This is a genomic window from Enhygromyxa salina (genome assembly GCF_002994615.1).
GTDB classification, from domain to species: Bacteria; Myxococcota_A; Polyangia; order Nannocystales; family Nannocystaceae; genus Plesiocystis; species Plesiocystis salina_A.
The window spans coordinates 35,738-50,310 of record NZ_PVNK01000068.1 but is presented as its reverse complement, the minus strand read 5'-3'; the positions used below and the strand labels follow the sequence as shown (position 1 = coordinate 50,310).

Below are 14,573 nucleotides of genomic sequence, written 5' to 3'. Positions count from 1 at the left end.
CAGCGCCACACGCGAGAGGTAGGCTGCGCCCGTGGACGAGCGCCTCGCGGTCTACCTCCGAGCGATCCGCGAGCGCCTCGATGCGCTGCGCGGGCGCCTCCGCGAGCGCTACGGCTGGACCCACATGGAGCTCGAGCTCGAGCTCGAACCCCTCCGCCCCGCGCTGATCGTCAGCGGTGAGATCGCGGTCCCCAGCCTCCGCGGGCGGATCGTCGAGGCGCTCACTCCCATGCTCCTCGACGACATGGAGCTCGACCTGCGGCTGCATCCGATGCGCGTCCGCGAGTGGTACGCGGTCCCGCGCGTCGGCCTCGAGCTGTGGGCCCAGCACCCGTCCCAGCCGCGGCGCTCGCTGGCCACGGAGCTCGAGCCCGCGGATGGACCGGTCGGCCACCTCGCCCACGACGGGCCCGGGATGCTCCTGCGCGCGCGTGACGGGACCGTCGGTTGGGCGAGCGGGCTCCTCGGTGAAGCCGGGCCCGCGCGGCCGCTGCAGTCGCCGCGGACCCGCGCCGCGGCCGGGCTCGAGATCTGCGCGGCGGCGCGGACCTACCTCGACACCCCCTACTTGCTCGGCGGCGCCAGTCCCCGCCGGATCGACTGCTCGGCGCTCGTCCAGCGAGCCTACGAGCGCGCCCTCGGCCTGCTGCTGCCGCGCAATTCCCATGATCAGCTCGCGGTCGGCGACGGGGGCCAGCCCTGCGGGACCGCCGAGGGCGAGCCTGGCGAGCTGATCTTCATCCATTCGCGGGCCATGCAGCGCCTCCACGTGGGCATCGTCGGCGACAGCGGCACGATCATCCACGCCTCGCGCTCGCGCGCGGCGGTCATCGAGGAGCCGCAGGTCGAGTTTCAGCTCGACGCGCAGTGGCTGCACAGGGTCTCGATCGAGCGCCTCGTCTCGTGGGCGCTTGGCCAGGCTGGGCGCGCGCACGTCGAGCTCCCGCGGCGACGCCCGGACTGACGGCTCAGCTTGCGATGCGAGCGTGATCGATGCGCGTGGCCGGCCGCGACCGCGACCGCGGCGAACACCATCACGACCGGCAGCGCGCCCCCGTCGTTGAGACCGCTCTCGATAGCTGCCCCAGCTCCCGCCTTACCGAGACGCCGGGTCGCGCCGCCGGATCAACCCCTCCTGGACCGTCGAGGCCACCAGCCGCCCATCGTGGGTGAACACCCGCCCGCGGACCAACCCTCGGGCCCCGTGCGCCTTGGGGCTGTCGACCACGTGCAGCAGCCACTCGTCGACGCGCACGTCCTCGTGAAACCACATCGCGTGGTCCACGCTCGCGACCTGCATGCCCGGCGACAGCCACGAGACGCCGTGGGGCAGCATCGCCGTGGTCAGAAAGGAGAAGTCCGAGGCATACGCGAGCAGGTAGCGGTGGAGCGCAGGATCATCGGGCAGCGTGCCCGTGGCCTTGAGCCAGAACATCCGCTGAGCTTCGCGGGGCTCGGGCTCGAAGGGGTCGCTCGGATCCTCGATCGGGCGGATCTCGAAGGGGCGCTGGCCGAGCGCCTGGGCGCGGATGAACTCGGGCAGCTTGTCGGCGTAGGCGCGGGCCAGCTCTTGCTCGGTCGGGACGCCCTCGGGCGCGGGCGCCTCGGGCATCGCGTCTTGATGAGCGAAGCCCGGCTCGTCGACCTGAAACGAGGCCGCGAGGTTGAAGATCGCCCGACCGTTTTGGATCGCCACGACACGCCGGGTCGTGAACGAACGCCCGTCGCGGATCCGATCGACCTCGTAGACGATCGGCCGATCGACGGCGCCCGGGCGCAAGAAATAGCCATGCAGCGAATGCACGGCGCGCTCCTCGGGCACGGTCTGGACCGCGGCAGACAGCGCCTGCCCGAGCACCTGGCCGCCGTAGACCGTGCCCCAGCCGAGATCCTGCGACTGGCCGCGAAAGAGGTTGACTTCGATCTGCTCGAGCGTGAGCAGCTCGACGAGTTCATCTAGGACCTGGCTCATTCACGCGAGAGTATGTGCGGCCAAACCCACACCGACCAGCCGAGCTCTTCGCCCCGTAACGTGCAACACAGGCGCGTTTTAGCCGCAAATGCCTCCGTGCCGTAATTTTAAATACAATCTATTTTGCAATTTGGATTACCTAAAATACTTGACCTAATAATTGGTCTTTAGGACACTATGAACGGGGTGGCCATGATGAACAGTTCGATTCCAGTCCCGATCCTCCTTCGCCCGCGCTCTGCGCCTGTTCCCATGGCCGCACCTGGTGTGGGTTCAGAGGCGGTGCAGATGGATCCGCTGCCGCGGGCGCTCATCGTCGACGACTGCCGCTTCATCGCAGATCGCGTCATGCGCGCGCTGGAGGCCAAGGGCTTCGAGTGCACCGTCGCGACCAACGGCTACGCGGGGCTGGAGCTGGTTCGGGGCAAGCGCTTCGACCTGGTCGTGCTCGACGTCGATACACCGATGGTCGACGGCTTCTCGCTGCTGCGCCACCTGCGTCACGATGCTGTCCATGCCAGCGCTCCCGTGCTGATGTTGAGCTCCGAGCCCTCGCTCGCCGACCGCGATCGCGCCGTCGCGCTGGGTGCAAATGGCTACATGACCAAGCCGCTGCAATTGCGTCCGCTCAACGCAATGATCGAATCGCTGACGAATCCGCGCTAGCAACCCTAAATCATTCAGCTTTTTCAATTCAGCGCTCGATTTAGGGCTAGCGCCACCCCCTCGAGCCGGACTCACAGCTCAGTACTTGGTCACGCACAGCGGCCGGGCGATCTTGCGGCTGGCCTCCTCCGAGCTCTTCTTGCCGCTCGGCATCGCGTAGGTCCACGCGCGACCCTTGTTGAGCGCGGTGGTCCAGTAGCGACCGCGCTTGACCTTCTTGTTGCCGATGAACTTGCCCAGCTGCGCGGGGTTGGCCAGCTTCCAGCCCGTCTCACCCGCGAAGGCCTGGGCGGCCAGCGCCGCGCAGTGACTCTTGGCGCCCGCGAGGTCGGTGTTGCTCGACGGCGTGTTGGGCGCGATGTAAGCGTCGGCGCGGAAGGTCCCCGTCGGCGGCGGGCGCTCGGTGCCCGCGACCCAGGCACCCCCGTCGCTCTCGCGCTCAGCTTCGCCGCTGTCTTCGTCGACCAGCTCGCCCTCGTCGACCAGCTCGCCCTCGTCGGCCAGCTCGCCCTCGTCGACCAGCTCGCCCTCGTCGACCAGCTCGCCCTCGTCGACCAGCTCGCCCTCGTCGACCAGCTCGCCGACCTGGGTGCCTTCGCTGGCGCCGGTCTCCCCTGTGCCCGCGAGCTCGAGGGGCGTCTTGCCGGTCTCGGTCGCGGACGGGCCCTGACCCGCGACGACCGGCTCGGGGGTCGGCGCTGCCGTGGTCTGACTCTGCGCCTGCCACAGGCGAAACAGGCCGAAGGCGAGCGCGGCCGCGAGCACCACCCCGACCACGATCTTCACGCCCGGCTTGCCATCATCGGCGGATGCGGCGGGTGCGGAGGACGCGGCGGACGCTTCGGGCAGCGACTCCTGGCGGCCGCGCTCCTTCCAGACCTCGGTCTGCGGCTCGCGCGACCCGGCGTCTGCGCTGAGATCTCGACCGAGGTCCTGGCCGAGGTCGCGGTCGAGCTCACCGCCGAGACCCGGTCCCGACGCGCCCGCCGACGAGCCGTCCCCGTCGAGCGGCGCCGAGGAGGTCGGCAAATTCGTCGGGGGCTGCACGAGCGGGACGACCTCGACGTCGAGCTCCTCGAAGGGCGCGAGCTCGGCCGAGAGCGCCTCGCAGCTGTCGTAGCGGGCCGCGATGTCACGCTGGAGGCAGCGGTGGATGACGGCCTCGAGCTCTGGCGGCACGCCCTCGACCAGGCGCGACAGCGGCGTGACCTCGTCGAGGGCCATCGACTTTATGACCGCCGCGAGGTTCGGGCCCGAGAACACCTGGTGGCCGCTGATCGCCCGATACAAGATCGCGCCCATGGCCCAGATGTCGCCCGCGGGGCCGAGCTTGTGGGCGCCCTCGAGCTGCTCGGGCGCCATGTACTCCGGCGTCCCGAGCAAGATCCCGCTGGCGGTCTTGGCCTCCCCCGTGCCATCGAGAAATTTCGACACGCCGAAGTCCATGAGCTTCACGATCGTGTCGCCGTCGTCGGTCTGATGGAGAAAGATGTTGCCGGGCTTGAGGTCGCGGTGGACGATCCCAGCCGCGTGGGCGGCGACGAGGCCCTCGAGCGCGTGGCGGACCACGCGGACGGCGTAGCCCGGCGCGAGCCGACCCTGACGGGCGATCAGCGCGGCCAGATCGATGCCCCGCAGGCGCTCCATCACGATGTAGGGGCCGATCGGCGAGTCGCCGAGGTCGAGGATCTCGCAGATGTGCTTGTTGCCGATGCGCCCGGCCGCCTTGGCCTCGCTGCGGAATCGGGCGACGGCCTCGGGCTCGCGCCCGACCTCGGGGCGCAAGAACTTGATCGCGACCTCACGATCGACGCGCTCGTTGACCGCGAGGTAGACGGTCGCCATGCCGCCGCTGCCGAGGACCGACAAGAAGCGAAACTTGCCGTCGAGGCGCCGACCCTCGAGCGGCAGCATCATGTCCGTGGACGAACAACGCAGCGAGTCCTGGTCATGGACCTCACCGCAGTGCGGGCACGGAGCGAGCTTCGCTGTCGCTTCGGCCTCCCTCGACATGCGGTCGAAGCCTACCACCGATGACGGGCCGCCCACGGAGGCTCAACGACGAAGGCGAGCCCGATGGCCCGCCACGTGAATCCTCGTCCCAACCGTCCGGCCAGGTACGAGTACCGCGCGCCCGGAGTCCCTGCCGTGCATGACCCGGAACGAACTTCGAGCACGCGCTACGAGTACCGCGTGCCCGCTCAGGTCGCGCCGTAGGTCTCGTCGAGATTGTCGAGATCTTCGATGGTGTCACCGCAGGCGACGCCGCCAATTGCGATGGACAAGGCCGCGATGACCAGCAGGGCGTAGAACTTCTTACGGCTCATAAGGAAAGACTCCAGGATCGAGGAGGGAGTGTAACAGAGAGAAGTGAGGGTCGGTGCGGGCGACCGCGAGGCGCCGGCTCAGGCGGCTGCGGGTGGCCGGGTCGGCGCGCCCGAGCACCTTGGCCTCGGACCACCAGGTCCGGTGGGCTGCAGCAGCATCGCCGAGATCGAGGGCGAGTTCCACCCCCGCGGCGACCGTCTCCCAACGGTCGGGCCGCAGCGACCTTGCACGGCGGTACAGCTCGAGGGCGCGCTCGGGTTGGCCGAGGCGGTGGTAGACCCGTCCCGCGGCCGCGTGGAGCTCGGGCGAGTAGGGATACGCGCTGAGTCCGCGCTCGAGCCAGGCGATCGAGAGGCTGCGTCGATCGCCCAGCTCCGGGTGCGCGTCGAACCACTCGCTGGGCAGATCGAGAGACAGCTGGGCGAGCGCGGCGATCGGCCGATCGTTGCGATCCACGCTGAGCTCGACCGCCCGCGCGTGGTGCTCGTAGGCTGCGACCCAATCTTTACGCACGATCGCGAGTGACCCGAGACACAGCTGCGGGAGCTCGTAGACCGGATCGAGTCGCTGCGCCCGGCGACACGCATCTTCGGCCGCGGCCTCGACCTTGGGCGCGAGCTGATCCCCGCGCCGAACCTCGCCGACGCGCTCGAGCCCGAGCAGGGCGTGGGCGCGGGCAGACTCGGGCGCCCGGCGAGCAGCCTCGTGCCAGAGCGTGGTGTTGCTCACGTAGACCCGAGCCTCGGCGAGCCCGAATGATCCCTGCATCAACACGAAGACGGCGAGCGGGAGGCCGGCAGAGAGATCGGGGCCCGCGAGCTCCGACTCGGCGGGCTTCGGCAGGTAGTCGGCGAGGCGGCGCCCGAGCGCGAGCAAAGCGATCGCAAGCGCGACGCACAGCGGGACGCTCGGCAGGTACATGAAGCGATCGGCGCGCATGTTGGGCAGGCCGACGAGGTTGCTGGTCGGCACACAGGCCAGCAGCCAGGCGAGCACCGCGAAGCTCGCCAGCGGCGCCCGACGCCGGACCGCGATCGCGGCGAGCACGAGGCCAACGAGGGTCGCGCTCGCGAGCACCGTCTCGGGCTCGAGCCAGCCGGCGCCACGATCGACGTACTCGGGCGAGAGGCCCAGCGGGATCAAGATCTGCTGCAGGTAGCCGACGTGAATCTTGGTCGACGCCGCGAGCACGGGCCCCAGCCCGATGCGGTGGGCCAGGATCCGGGGGTTGTCGCCGCCGTAGGGGCTGCCGCCGTGGACGATCCAGGTCTGGGCCAGGGCCAGCGCCACGCCGACGCCGAGCAGGCCGACGACCAGGGCGAGGCGGCCGCGGTCTCGAGCCAGGCGCGCGCAGCCCTGGCCCGGTCGCAGCCACGCGAGCGCGAGCAGGATCGCGGGGAGCGGGGCCGCAGACAGCTTGGCGCCGCAGGCCAGCGCCTCCAGGCCCAGCGCCGCGCCGCCCCACGCCAGCGCGGCCCCGAGGCGCGCGGCCTCGATCGCGCGCACGGCCACGATCATCGCCGCGAGCCCGAGCGCCGCGGCGAGCAGATCTTCGCGAAACGAGACCACCGCGATCGCCTCGGCGTGGATCGCCAGCAAGCCAAAGCACGCCACGCTCGCGAGCCGCGGCCCCTCGGCGACCCCGAGCGCTCGGAGCAAGCGCGCGAGCAACCCACACACCCCCAGGTGCAGCGCGATCGACAGCCCGTGGTGGGCCCAGGGCTCGAGCCCGAGCACCCGCAAGCTCAGGGCGTCGAAGGCGACCAGCGTCGGTCGGGTCGCGTCGGGGATGTGGCGCGCGGCGGCCTCGGGCGAGAGCAGCACGCCGAGCTCGAACTGACCTCGGCGCAAGAAGCCGTTGCTGCGCAAGGTCCAGCCGTCGTCGTAGATCAGCCCGTAGCGCAGCAGCGGCGCGTGTACGAGCGCGATCAACCCGAGCAGGCCGAGCAGGCGCGCGCGATACGAGAGCGGCTCGCCGGCCTCGGGTCGCGCGGACGGTCGCCGCTTCGGGACGCGAACCGGAGCGCCCGCCTCGGGACCGTTGCGGGCGTGGTGAAGCGGCGAGCCGTCGTTGCTAGATGGCAACGATCGCGGCGCTCGGACTTTCACCACGGCCGGCGCTCGGGCTCAGTTGGTGGCGCAGTGGCGTTTCTTGGGGGCGAGCGGGCCGCAGCGGTTCCAGTCGACGCCGTAGGTCACGAGCGCGAGGGCGTAGCCAACGACCGCGAGCGCGGTCAGGCTGAGGGCGGCGGTGTTGAACGCCTCGCCCCGCGAGACCAGGCGATCGCGCTCGTCGAGATCGAGGCCGTCGACCCCGTAGCCGTTGTTGAGCTGGTTGCGAGTCACGAAGCCCGCGACCCCGAACGCGACCCCACCGACGGCCCCGATCGTGCCCGCGACGACGCCGACCCCAAACAGGGCCGGGGTCAACTTCTTGCGCTCGCCGGTCTCGAGCCGCACGTCACGCTCGAAGTCGGTCGTGCTCGCGACCGCAAACTGCCGCAGCTGCGGCTGGTCGAGATCGATCAGGTGAGCGGTCGAGCTGGTCGGCGAGCCCAGCCCCGCGCAGCCGCTACCCACGAGCGTCAGCGCGCCAAGCCCGGCGAGGATCGTACTCAAGCGCTTCATGGCGGAGCGACCGTAGCAGCTGGACGACGCGCAGACTATACGTGGCCGGGCTCACGCGATCCCCACCCCTCCGCTAGTCGCGCCCACCGGAGCTCTCGCCGACCCCTCACCAGTGCTGGACGCCCTCCACGGCCCGTGGTACCAACCGCCGCCTTTTACCCAATCCCCATGCTCCTGGAGGACGCGCCTGCGTGCTGGCCCCGGCAACTCGAACGCCGCGGTCAGTCGGCAACTCCGACGAAGGGGGCAGAGGCCCAACGCGAGGAACACACAATGACTGAGACCGAAACCGAGACCGAGACCAAGCCCAAGACCAAGTCCGACGACATCGGGGTGCAGATGATGGACGAAGCCAAGCGGATCATCACGATCCGCCAGCTGCTCGAGTGCGGCGTCCACTTCGGCCACCGGACCGAGCGCTGGAACCCGAAGATGAAGCAGTACATCTTCGGCGCGCGCAACGGCGTCCACATCGTCGACCTCCAGCAGACCGCCAAGCTCATGCGACGGACCTACGCCTACGTGCGTTCGGTCGCGTCGGAGGGCCACCCGATCATGTTCGTCGGGACCAAGCGCCAGGCTCAGGACGTGCTGATCAACGAGGCCAGGCGCTGCGGCCAGTACTACGTCGTGACCCGCTGGCTCGGCGGCACGCTGACCAACTGGAAGACCATCCGCCAGTCCGTCGACAAGCTGCGCAACATCGAGAAGATGTCCGAGGACGGCACCTACGAGAAGCTGACCAAAAAAGAGGTCCTCCAGCTCGAGCGCCAGCGCGCCAAGCTCGAGCGCAACCTCGGCGGCATCAAGGACATGCCCAAGCTCCCCGGCGCGATCTTCGTGATCGACCCGGCCAAAGAGCACATCGCCGTGGCCGAGGCCAACCGCCTCAAGATCCCGGTCATCGCGCTGGCCGACACCAACGCCGACCCGGGCAAGATCCAGTACATCATCCCGGGCAACGACGACGCGATCCGCTCGATCAAGCTGATCACCAGCAAGATGGCCGACGCCGCCGCCGAGGGCATGAAGCTCGGCAAGCAGCGCGCCGTGGCCGAGGCCGACATCGAGTCCGCGCCCGCGCCGATCCGCGTCACGACCGGGGGCGACGGGCCCAAGGTCGAGCTCGTCTCGCGCCGGACCCAGCTGCCGACGCCCGAGGCCGCGGCCTCCCCCGAACCCGAGGCCGCAGCGGCGCCCGCCGCCGAGCCTCCCACTCCCCCCACGCCCAGCAACTAGTTCAGCCGAGAAGCGAGACAACGATGAAGGTCACCGCAGGAATGGTCAAAGAGCTCCGCGAGCGTACGCAAGCGGGCATGCTCGACTGTAAGAAGGCGCTCAAAGAGACCGACGGCGACATGGATAAAGCCGTCGCGTTCTTGCGCAAGAAGGGCCTGTCGAAGGCCGCCAAGAAGGCCGGTCGCGCCGCGACCGAGGGCGCCGTCGTCAGCTACATCCACGGCGGCAGGGTCGGCGTGCTGCTCGAGGTCAACTGCGAGACGGACTTCGTGGCCAAGCTCGAGGACTTCCAGAACTTCTGCCACGACGTCTGCCTCCAGATCGCCGCCATGAACCCCCAGGCCGTCGGCCGCGACGAGGTCGATCCGGCCAAGGTCGAGGCCGAGCGCGCGATCCTCAAGGCCCGCGCGCTCAACAGCGGCAAGCCCGAGAAGATCGTCGACAAGATCGTCGACGGTCAGATCAACAAGTACTACACCGAGACCGTCCTGCTCGAGCAGAAGTTCGTCAAGGACGACAAGAAGAGCGTCGAGGACGTCCAGCGCGAGCTCGTCGCCAAGATCGGCGAGAACGTGAAGATTCGCCGCTTCGTCCGCTTCGAGCTCGGTGAAGGGCTCGAGAAGAAGCAAGAGAACTTCGCGGCCGAGGTCGCCGCGCAGGTCGCCGCCTCCTGAGCCAACCGATGACGCCCGAGCCCAGCATGTCCAAAGCCAGGTTCCAGCGCGTCACCATCAAGCTATCCGGCGAAGCCCTCCAGGGCGACGCCGGCTATGGCATCGACCCGGCGATCCTCGACACGATCGCCGAAGAGATCAAAGCCGTCGTCACGCTCGGGGTCGAGACCGCGGTCGTGATCGGCGGCGGCAATATTTTTCGCGGGGTCAGGGCCTCGGCCAAGGGCATGGACCGCGCCAGCGCCGACTACATGGGCATGATGGCCACGGTCATGAACGCGATCGCCCTGCAAGACGGGCTCGAGCGCATGGGCGTGGACACCCGCGTGCTCTCGGCAATCGAGATGAAGGAGGTCGCCGAGCCCTACATCCGGCGGCGCGCGACCCGTCACCTCGAGAAGGGCCGCGTGGTCATCTTCGCGGCCGGGACCGGCAACCCCTTCTTCACGACCGACACGGCCGCGGCCCTCCGCGCGATGGAGGTCGGCTCGCAGGTCCTGCTCAAGGCCACCCGGGTCGACGGCGTCTACGACAAGGACCCCGAGAAGCACAGCGACGCGGTCCGCTTTGACCGCCTCGACTACCTCCAGGTCCTGTCTCGCAGCCTCCACGTCATGGACAGCACCGCGATCTCGCTGTGCAAGGAGAACAACCTGCCGATCGTCGTGTTTGATATGCTCGCGTCCGGCAACATCGAGCGCGTCGTTTGCGGTCAGACGCTCGGCACCCTCGTCGCGCCCGAGGCCTACAAGTGGCCACGAGGCTGACCGCAAATCTGAGCGCAAATCAGGAGTAAGGGCGATGGCTGATTTCGACGAGGATCAAGTACTCATGGACGCCGAGGAGGGCATGGAGGGAGCCCGCGACTCGTTCGGCACCGCGCTGTCTCGGGTCCGAGCCGGCCGCGCGAGCCCGAGCCTGCTCGACGGCGTCCGCGTCCAGGCCTACGGCAGCCAGATGAAGCTGCGCGACGTCGCGACGGTCTCGGCCGCCGACGCCCGGCTCCTGATCGTCAAGCCCTTCGACGCCGGCAACATCTCCGCGGTCGAAAAAGCGATCATGAACGCCGGCCTCGGGCTCAACCCGAGCTCCGACGGCGTCGTCTTGCGGGTCCCGATCCCGCCGCTGACCGAAGAGCGGCGCAAGGACCTCGTCAAGGAGGTCCGGCGCGCGGCCGAAGACGCCAAGGTCGCCATCCGCAAGGCCCGACGGACCGCCAACGACGCGTTCAAGAAGGCCGAAAAAGACAAGGAGCTGTCCGAGGACGCCCTCAAGCGTGGCCTCGACCAGGTCCAGGACCTGACGGACACCTTCGCCAAGCAGATCGACACGGCAGTCGGGCAAAAAGAAGCCGAGATCATGGACGACTGATGCGCACGCGTAGGCTCGCCTTCACACTCGTTACTCTCGGCCTCACCCTCGGAGGCCTCACCCTCGGCGCCAGCGGCTGCTTCATCGAGTCGGCCCAGCCCTCGACCTTTCGCTTTCAGTGCAGCAGCGACAGCGAGTGCGGGGTCGGCGAGCAGTGCGCGAGCGGCCTGTGCCAGCAGGCGTGCGGCGGCGAGGACGACGCCGAGTGCAGCCAGGAGGCGCCGGTCTGCCTCAACGGCTACTGCTCGAGCGTCTGCCCGACCACCGAGGACGTGTGCCCGGCTCCGCAAGAGTGCATGTCGCTCGCGGTCCCCGGCGAAGATCCCAGCGACTCCGGGGTCTGCACGATCGCGTGCAGCGAGCAAAACCCCTGCCCTGACGGGCAGGTCTGCTTCGGAGACTTCGGCCTGTGCGCGCTGGTCTGCGCCACGAACGAAGACTGTGCCTCGGGCGAGGAGTGCCTCGCCAACGTGTGCGTGCCCTCGGACTCCGGCGGCGGCGCGCCCTGAGCTCGCCTGAGCTCGGGCAGCGGCGCACAGCCGCGCTCAGCCCCGCTCAGGGGCCGTCGCGGCCGATGATGATGATCCCGCCGTTGGGATCGTCGTCGTCTTCGTCGGCGCGGGTCGTGTCCGAGTCGGTCCCGGACGCGACCTCGGTCGCCGACGCGCTGGAGGTGGTGGTCGTCGTGGTCGAGGTCGAGGTCGTGGTCGTGGTGCGTGTCGCGGTCATGTGTGTGTCTCCTGGGCTCGCGCCCGGTCGGTGCGGTGTTTCTTCGGTTTAGCCCTCGCGCTGCAGCCTGGTCTGAAGCCGCGCGCGGGTCTCGGGGTTGTCGCTGCAAGCGAGCGCCGCCTCGAGGCTCGCGACGGCCGCCGCGTCACGGCCGAGGCTCGACGCAGACGCGGCGTGGCGCTCGTAGCTGGGGATCATCTGGTCGCAGCGGGCCGCGCCGAGGCGCGCGGCGATCGGCGGCAGCGCGGCGTCCATGAGCTCGACGGCCCGCTCGTGCTGACCGAGGGCCGCGAGCGCCTTGCCGAGCTCGAGCTCGACGAGCGAGCGCTGGAGCCCGGGCCGGGTCATCAGCTCGAGCGCGCGCTCGTAGTCCCCCACCGCTTCGCCCCAGCGAGACTCGCGGGCCTCGAGCTGGCCGAGCAGACGCAGGGTCTCGGCGAGTCCGGCAGGGTTGTCGTCGTCTGCGCGCTCAAACGAGTGGAGCGCGAGCTCGGCGTGGCGCCGCGCGGCCGCCCAGTCGCCAACCGAGAACTCGAGCTCGGCGAGGCCCAGCTCGCTGCGGGCGAGCTTGGGGTGGTCGACGGCGAGCGCGGCGCGGCGGATGTCTCGGGCCCGGCCGAAGCGCTCGCGGGCGAGCTCGAGCTCACCGCGCTCGTGGGCCGAAGCCGCGGCGTCGTACCACAGCCGCGCGTTGGTTGGATGATCCTGACCGCGGACCCGCTCGGCCCGGGCGAGGGCGCGGCGGTAGTCGAGCTCGCTCTGATCGAGCAAGCCGGCCTCGTCGCGGGCCCGGGCGAGCGCGTGGAGGTAGTCGATCGCGAGGGTCGAGTCGCCGGCGTCGATCGCCTCGAGCTGGTCGAGGCCGGCGAGCAGCAGCGCCTCGGCCTCGCCCTCGTGAGCTGCAGCTGTGGGCTCGTCGAGGCGATCGAGGGCCGTCGCCAGCACGACGCGGGAGTCGAGCATCCGCGCGTGGCGGTCGGCCTCGCTCGAGTCGCCCGCGGCGAGCAGCGCCTCGACGTGGGCCCGCGCGTAGCCCAGCCGCTCGCGCCGCAGCGCGAGGTTGTCGAGCTCGCGGCTGGCCCACGCGAGGTCGACCCAGACCTCGGCCTCGGTTCGGCGGTCGCCGCTGCGCACGGCCAGCGTGGTCGCCTCGACGAGATCGCGGATCCCGGCCTGTCGCCGACCCGCGCCGAGCTCGGCGAGCCCCCGCTGGCGCAGGGCCGCGAGCTCGACCGGCCCGCCGCCTGGCGCCCGGCGCAGGACCGCGTCGGCACCCGCGCGAGCGAGCTCGTAGTGGCCCAGACCGCGCTGGGCCGCGGCGCTGGCCAGCTCGCGCAGCTCGGACACCAGCCGCTCGGGCTCGACGAGCGCGAGCGAGCCGGGACCGAGGACCCGGGGCGCGGCGGCGCAGCGGCCCGGCTCGGGCAGCGCGTCGACGGCCGCCACGGCGCCCTCGAGCAAGACCGCGTCGCCGTGGATCAACGCGTCGATCGTCACGCCCGCGTGAGTCCGCTGGCTCGCGAGACAGATCGTGACCGCGCGACCGGCGAGCGGATCTTCGAGCCCGTGGCGATCTCGGGCCGCGCTCAACCAGCGCTGCGACCAGTGATCGAGCCCGGCGAGGACCGCGGCCTCGCTGCCCGCGGCCCACGAACCCTCGACGCGCTCGAAGGCCAGCGAGAGCTGGGCGCGACGCTGATCGTCCCAGACCCCGGCGAGCTCGGCCTCGGGCGCCTCCGCAGCGAGCTCGGCCTCACCGCCGACCGACGCGATCGACATCGTCAGCGCCGTGACCCCGGCGACGATCGCGGCGAAGGTCGCGCGGCGCCAAAGGCGACGACGGTCGCGGGTCAGCTCGGCGACCAGCGCGTCCATGCTCTCGAAGCGGTCTTCGGGTCGGCGCGCGAGCCCCTTTTGCAGCACTCGCCGCAACCACCGAGGCACCGGGGGCGGACTCGGCGGGTACTCGATCGTGCAGGTGTCGAGCTTGTAGAGCAGCTCCATCACGCCCACGGCCGGGAAGGGCCGGGCGCCGTAGACCGCCTCGAACAGCGCGACGCAGAAGCTGAACTGGTCGCCCGCGGCCCCGCCCTTGCCCATGAACGCCTGCTCTGGAGCCATGTAGGGCAGCGTCCCGGGGCCCGCGAGGGAGCCCGACCCCAGCGGACCTCTGTCGCCGCTGTCGTCGCCGTCGTCGCTGTCGTCACCGACGGTCGACGCGACCTCGTGGACGAGGTGCTTGGCGACGGCGAGGCCAAAGTCGACCACGCGAACCCGACCGTCGGCGCCGAGCAGCGCGTTGCCTGGCTTGAAGTCCCGATGCGCGAGGCCGGCCGCGTGGGCCGCCGCGAGCCCGCGCCCGGCCTGCGCGTAGACCTCGACCGCCTCGGCGAGCGATCCAGGCGTCCACTCGCCGAGCGTCGGGCCGTGCACGAGCTCCATCGCCAAGAAGGTGCGACCGCAGTGATCGCCGACCTCGAACACCTGTACGACGTTCGGGTGAGACAGGCGCGCCAGCGCCTGGGCCTCGGACCGCAGGCGCTCACACTCGCGCCGCGCCGCGCCGTCGCGGCCCGAAGTTCGCGTCCGGATCAGCTTGAGCGCGATGTCCCGGTCGAGCTCGGTGTCGCGGGCCGCGAACACCTCGCCCATGCCACCCGCGCCGAGGCGCTCGAGGATCACGTAGCGGCCGACCTCGGACCCGGGCGTGACGGCCCGGTCGAGCTCGGACCCACGCAGCTCGGTCAAGGTGCTGCTGCCGAGGGTCTCGCCATCGTAGGAGGTACCCCCGGCGATCTCGGTGACGACCTCACTGCTGGAGTACGACTGCGAGGACAACGCGTGCATGGGACCAAACCGAGCGCGAGCGGCCCGGCTTGGTGGTAGTGCTCCAAGCTCGCCGAGCCGTCATGAAAGTTTTGAAAGGCGCGATCGCCAACTCACGCAGGTCGCCAGCTCCAGCCTGA

The 14,573-nt window shown here is 70.2% G+C and carries 14 protein-coding genes; 7 read left to right on the top strand and 7 right to left on the bottom strand.

The window, feature by feature from the left end; all coding sequences use genetic code 11:
* Positions 1–31: 31 nt before the first annotated feature.
* A complete protein-coding gene (locus tag ENSA5_RS06310; RefSeq protein ID WP_106390724.1) occupies positions 32–964 on the top strand; it encodes a C40 family peptidase in 933 nt (310 codons plus the stop codon).
* A 132-nt stretch (positions 965–1,096) separates the two neighbouring features.
* Here ENSA5_RS06310 and tesB read toward each other — a convergent pair whose 3' ends face one another.
* On the bottom strand, positions 1,097–1,972 hold the full coding sequence (gene tesB, locus ENSA5_RS06305; RefSeq protein ID WP_106390723.1) for an acyl-CoA thioesterase II: 876 nt from the start codon (positions 1,970–1,972) through the stop codon (positions 1,097–1,099).
* Positions 1,973–2,164: 192 nt separating this feature from the next.
* On the opposite strand from tesB, the gene ENSA5_RS06300 reads away from it, so the two are divergent.
* A complete protein-coding gene (locus tag ENSA5_RS06300; RefSeq protein WP_258182758.1) occupies positions 2,165–2,638 on the top strand; it encodes a response regulator transcription factor in 474 nt (157 codons plus the stop codon).
* 78 nt (positions 2,639–2,716) lie between these two features.
* Here ENSA5_RS06300 and ENSA5_RS06295 read toward each other — a convergent pair whose 3' ends face one another.
* From ENSA5_RS06295 to ENSA5_RS06285, 4 genes are all read right to left on the bottom strand, one after another.
* The gene (locus ENSA5_RS06295) at positions 2,717–4,651 is read right to left on the bottom strand and encodes a serine/threonine-protein kinase (protein WP_106390721.1); all 1,935 of its coding nucleotides are present in this window, start codon (positions 4,649–4,651) and stop codon (positions 2,717–2,719) included.
* A gap of 188 nt (positions 4,652–4,839) precedes the next feature.
* On the bottom strand, positions 4,840–4,965 hold the full coding sequence (locus tag ENSA5_RS39105) for a hypothetical protein (RefSeq protein ID WP_258182753.1): 126 nt from the start codon (positions 4,963–4,965) through the stop codon (positions 4,840–4,842).
* Positions 4,955–7,051 carry a tetratricopeptide repeat protein gene (locus tag ENSA5_RS06290; RefSeq protein WP_106390720.1) on the bottom strand — a complete coding sequence of 699 codons (2,097 nt, stop codon included), beginning with the start codon at positions 7,049–7,051 and terminating at the stop codon, positions 4,955–4,957. Before ENSA5_RS06290 ends, ENSA5_RS39105 begins: the two co-directional genes overlap by 11 nt.
* Before the next feature lie 42 nt (positions 7,052–7,093).
* Complete coding sequence (locus ENSA5_RS06285; RefSeq protein ID WP_106390719.1) at positions 7,094–7,594, bottom strand: hypothetical protein; 501 nt, start codon at positions 7,592–7,594, stop codon at positions 7,094–7,096.
* Positions 7,595–7,933: 339 nt separating this feature from the next.
* On the opposite strand from ENSA5_RS06285, the gene rpsB reads away from it, so the two are divergent.
* From rpsB to ENSA5_RS06260, 5 genes are read left to right on the top strand one after another with little or no spacing between them, the layout of a single operon-like run.
* Positions 7,934–8,833, top strand: coding sequence for a 30S ribosomal protein S2 (gene rpsB / locus ENSA5_RS06280; RefSeq protein WP_181197437.1), 900 nt, complete (start codon positions 7,934–7,936; stop codon positions 8,831–8,833).
* 23 nt (positions 8,834–8,856) lie between these two features.
* Positions 8,857–9,507 (top strand): translation elongation factor Ts, encoded by a 651-nt coding sequence (gene tsf / locus ENSA5_RS06275; protein WP_106390717.1) that lies wholly within the window; start codon positions 8,857–8,859, stop codon positions 9,505–9,507.
* A gap of 26 nt (positions 9,508–9,533) precedes the next feature.
* Positions 9,534–10,274 carry a UMP kinase gene (gene pyrH / locus ENSA5_RS06270; protein ID WP_106390743.1) on the top strand — a complete coding sequence of 247 codons (741 nt, stop codon included), beginning with the start codon at positions 9,534–9,536 and terminating at the stop codon, positions 10,272–10,274.
* A gap of 34 nt (positions 10,275–10,308) precedes the next feature.
* A complete protein-coding gene (frr, locus tag ENSA5_RS06265; protein ID WP_106390716.1) occupies positions 10,309–10,878 on the top strand; it encodes a ribosome recycling factor in 570 nt (189 codons plus the stop codon).
* Positions 10,878–11,387 carry a hypothetical protein gene (locus ENSA5_RS06260; RefSeq protein ID WP_106390715.1) on the top strand — a complete coding sequence of 170 codons (510 nt, stop codon included), beginning with the start codon at positions 10,878–10,880 and terminating at the stop codon, positions 11,385–11,387. The genes frr and ENSA5_RS06260 overlap by 1 nt, the downstream gene beginning before the upstream one ends.
* A gap of 46 nt (positions 11,388–11,433) precedes the next feature.
* Here ENSA5_RS06260 and ENSA5_RS37130 read toward each other — a convergent pair whose 3' ends face one another.
* Together ENSA5_RS37130 and ENSA5_RS06255 are read right to left on the bottom strand one after the other, a co-directional pair.
* Entirely contained in the window at positions 11,434–11,607 is a 174-nt protein-coding gene (locus ENSA5_RS37130; protein ID WP_181197434.1) for a hypothetical protein, read from the bottom strand.
* 48 nt (positions 11,608–11,655) lie between these two features.
* Positions 11,656–14,454: a serine/threonine-protein kinase gene (locus ENSA5_RS06255; RefSeq protein ID WP_106390714.1), complete on the bottom strand. Its 2,799-nt coding sequence runs from the start codon at positions 14,452–14,454 to the stop codon at positions 11,656–11,658.
* Positions 14,455–14,573: the final 119 nt, after the last annotated feature.

Excerpts from the sequence above, each read along its gene's own strand:
- frr (WP_106390716.1), top strand. The coding sequence starts at position 10,309 with ATGGCTGATTTCGACGAGGATCAAGTACTCATGGACGCCGAGGAGGGC.
- ENSA5_RS06300 (WP_258182758.1), top strand. The coding sequence starts at position 2,165 with ATGATGAACAGTTCGATTCCAGTCCCGATCCTCCTTCGCCCGCGCTCT.
- ENSA5_RS37130 (WP_181197434.1), bottom strand. The coding sequence starts at position 11,607 with ATGACCGCGACACGCACCACGACCACGACCTCGACCTCGACCACGACG.
- ENSA5_RS06285 (WP_106390719.1), bottom strand. The coding sequence starts at position 7,594 with ATGAAGCGCTTGAGTACGATCCTCGCCGGGCTTGGCGCGCTGACGCTC.
- pyrH (WP_106390743.1), top strand. The coding sequence starts at position 9,534 with ATGTCCAAAGCCAGGTTCCAGCGCGTCACCATCAAGCTATCCGGCGAA.
- rpsB (WP_181197437.1), top strand. The coding sequence starts at position 7,934 with ATGATGGACGAAGCCAAGCGGATCATCACGATCCGCCAGCTGCTCGAG.
- ENSA5_RS06295 (WP_106390721.1), bottom strand. The coding sequence starts at position 4,651 with ATGTCGAGGGAGGCCGAAGCGACAGCGAAGCTCGCTCCGTGCCCGCAC.
- ENSA5_RS39105 (WP_258182753.1), bottom strand. The coding sequence starts at position 4,965 with ATGAGCCGTAAGAAGTTCTACGCCCTGCTGGTCATCGCGGCCTTGTCC.
- ENSA5_RS06260 (WP_106390715.1), top strand. The coding sequence starts at position 10,878 with ATGCGCACGCGTAGGCTCGCCTTCACACTCGTTACTCTCGGCCTCACC.
- ENSA5_RS06255 (WP_106390714.1), bottom strand. The coding sequence starts at position 14,454 with ATGCACGCGTTGTCCTCGCAGTCGTACTCCAGCAGTGAGGTCGTCACC.
- tsf (WP_106390717.1), top strand. The coding sequence starts at position 8,857 with ATGAAGGTCACCGCAGGAATGGTCAAAGAGCTCCGCGAGCGTACGCAA.
- tesB (WP_106390723.1), bottom strand. The coding sequence starts at position 1,972 with ATGAGCCAGGTCCTAGATGAACTCGTCGAGCTGCTCACGCTCGAGCAG.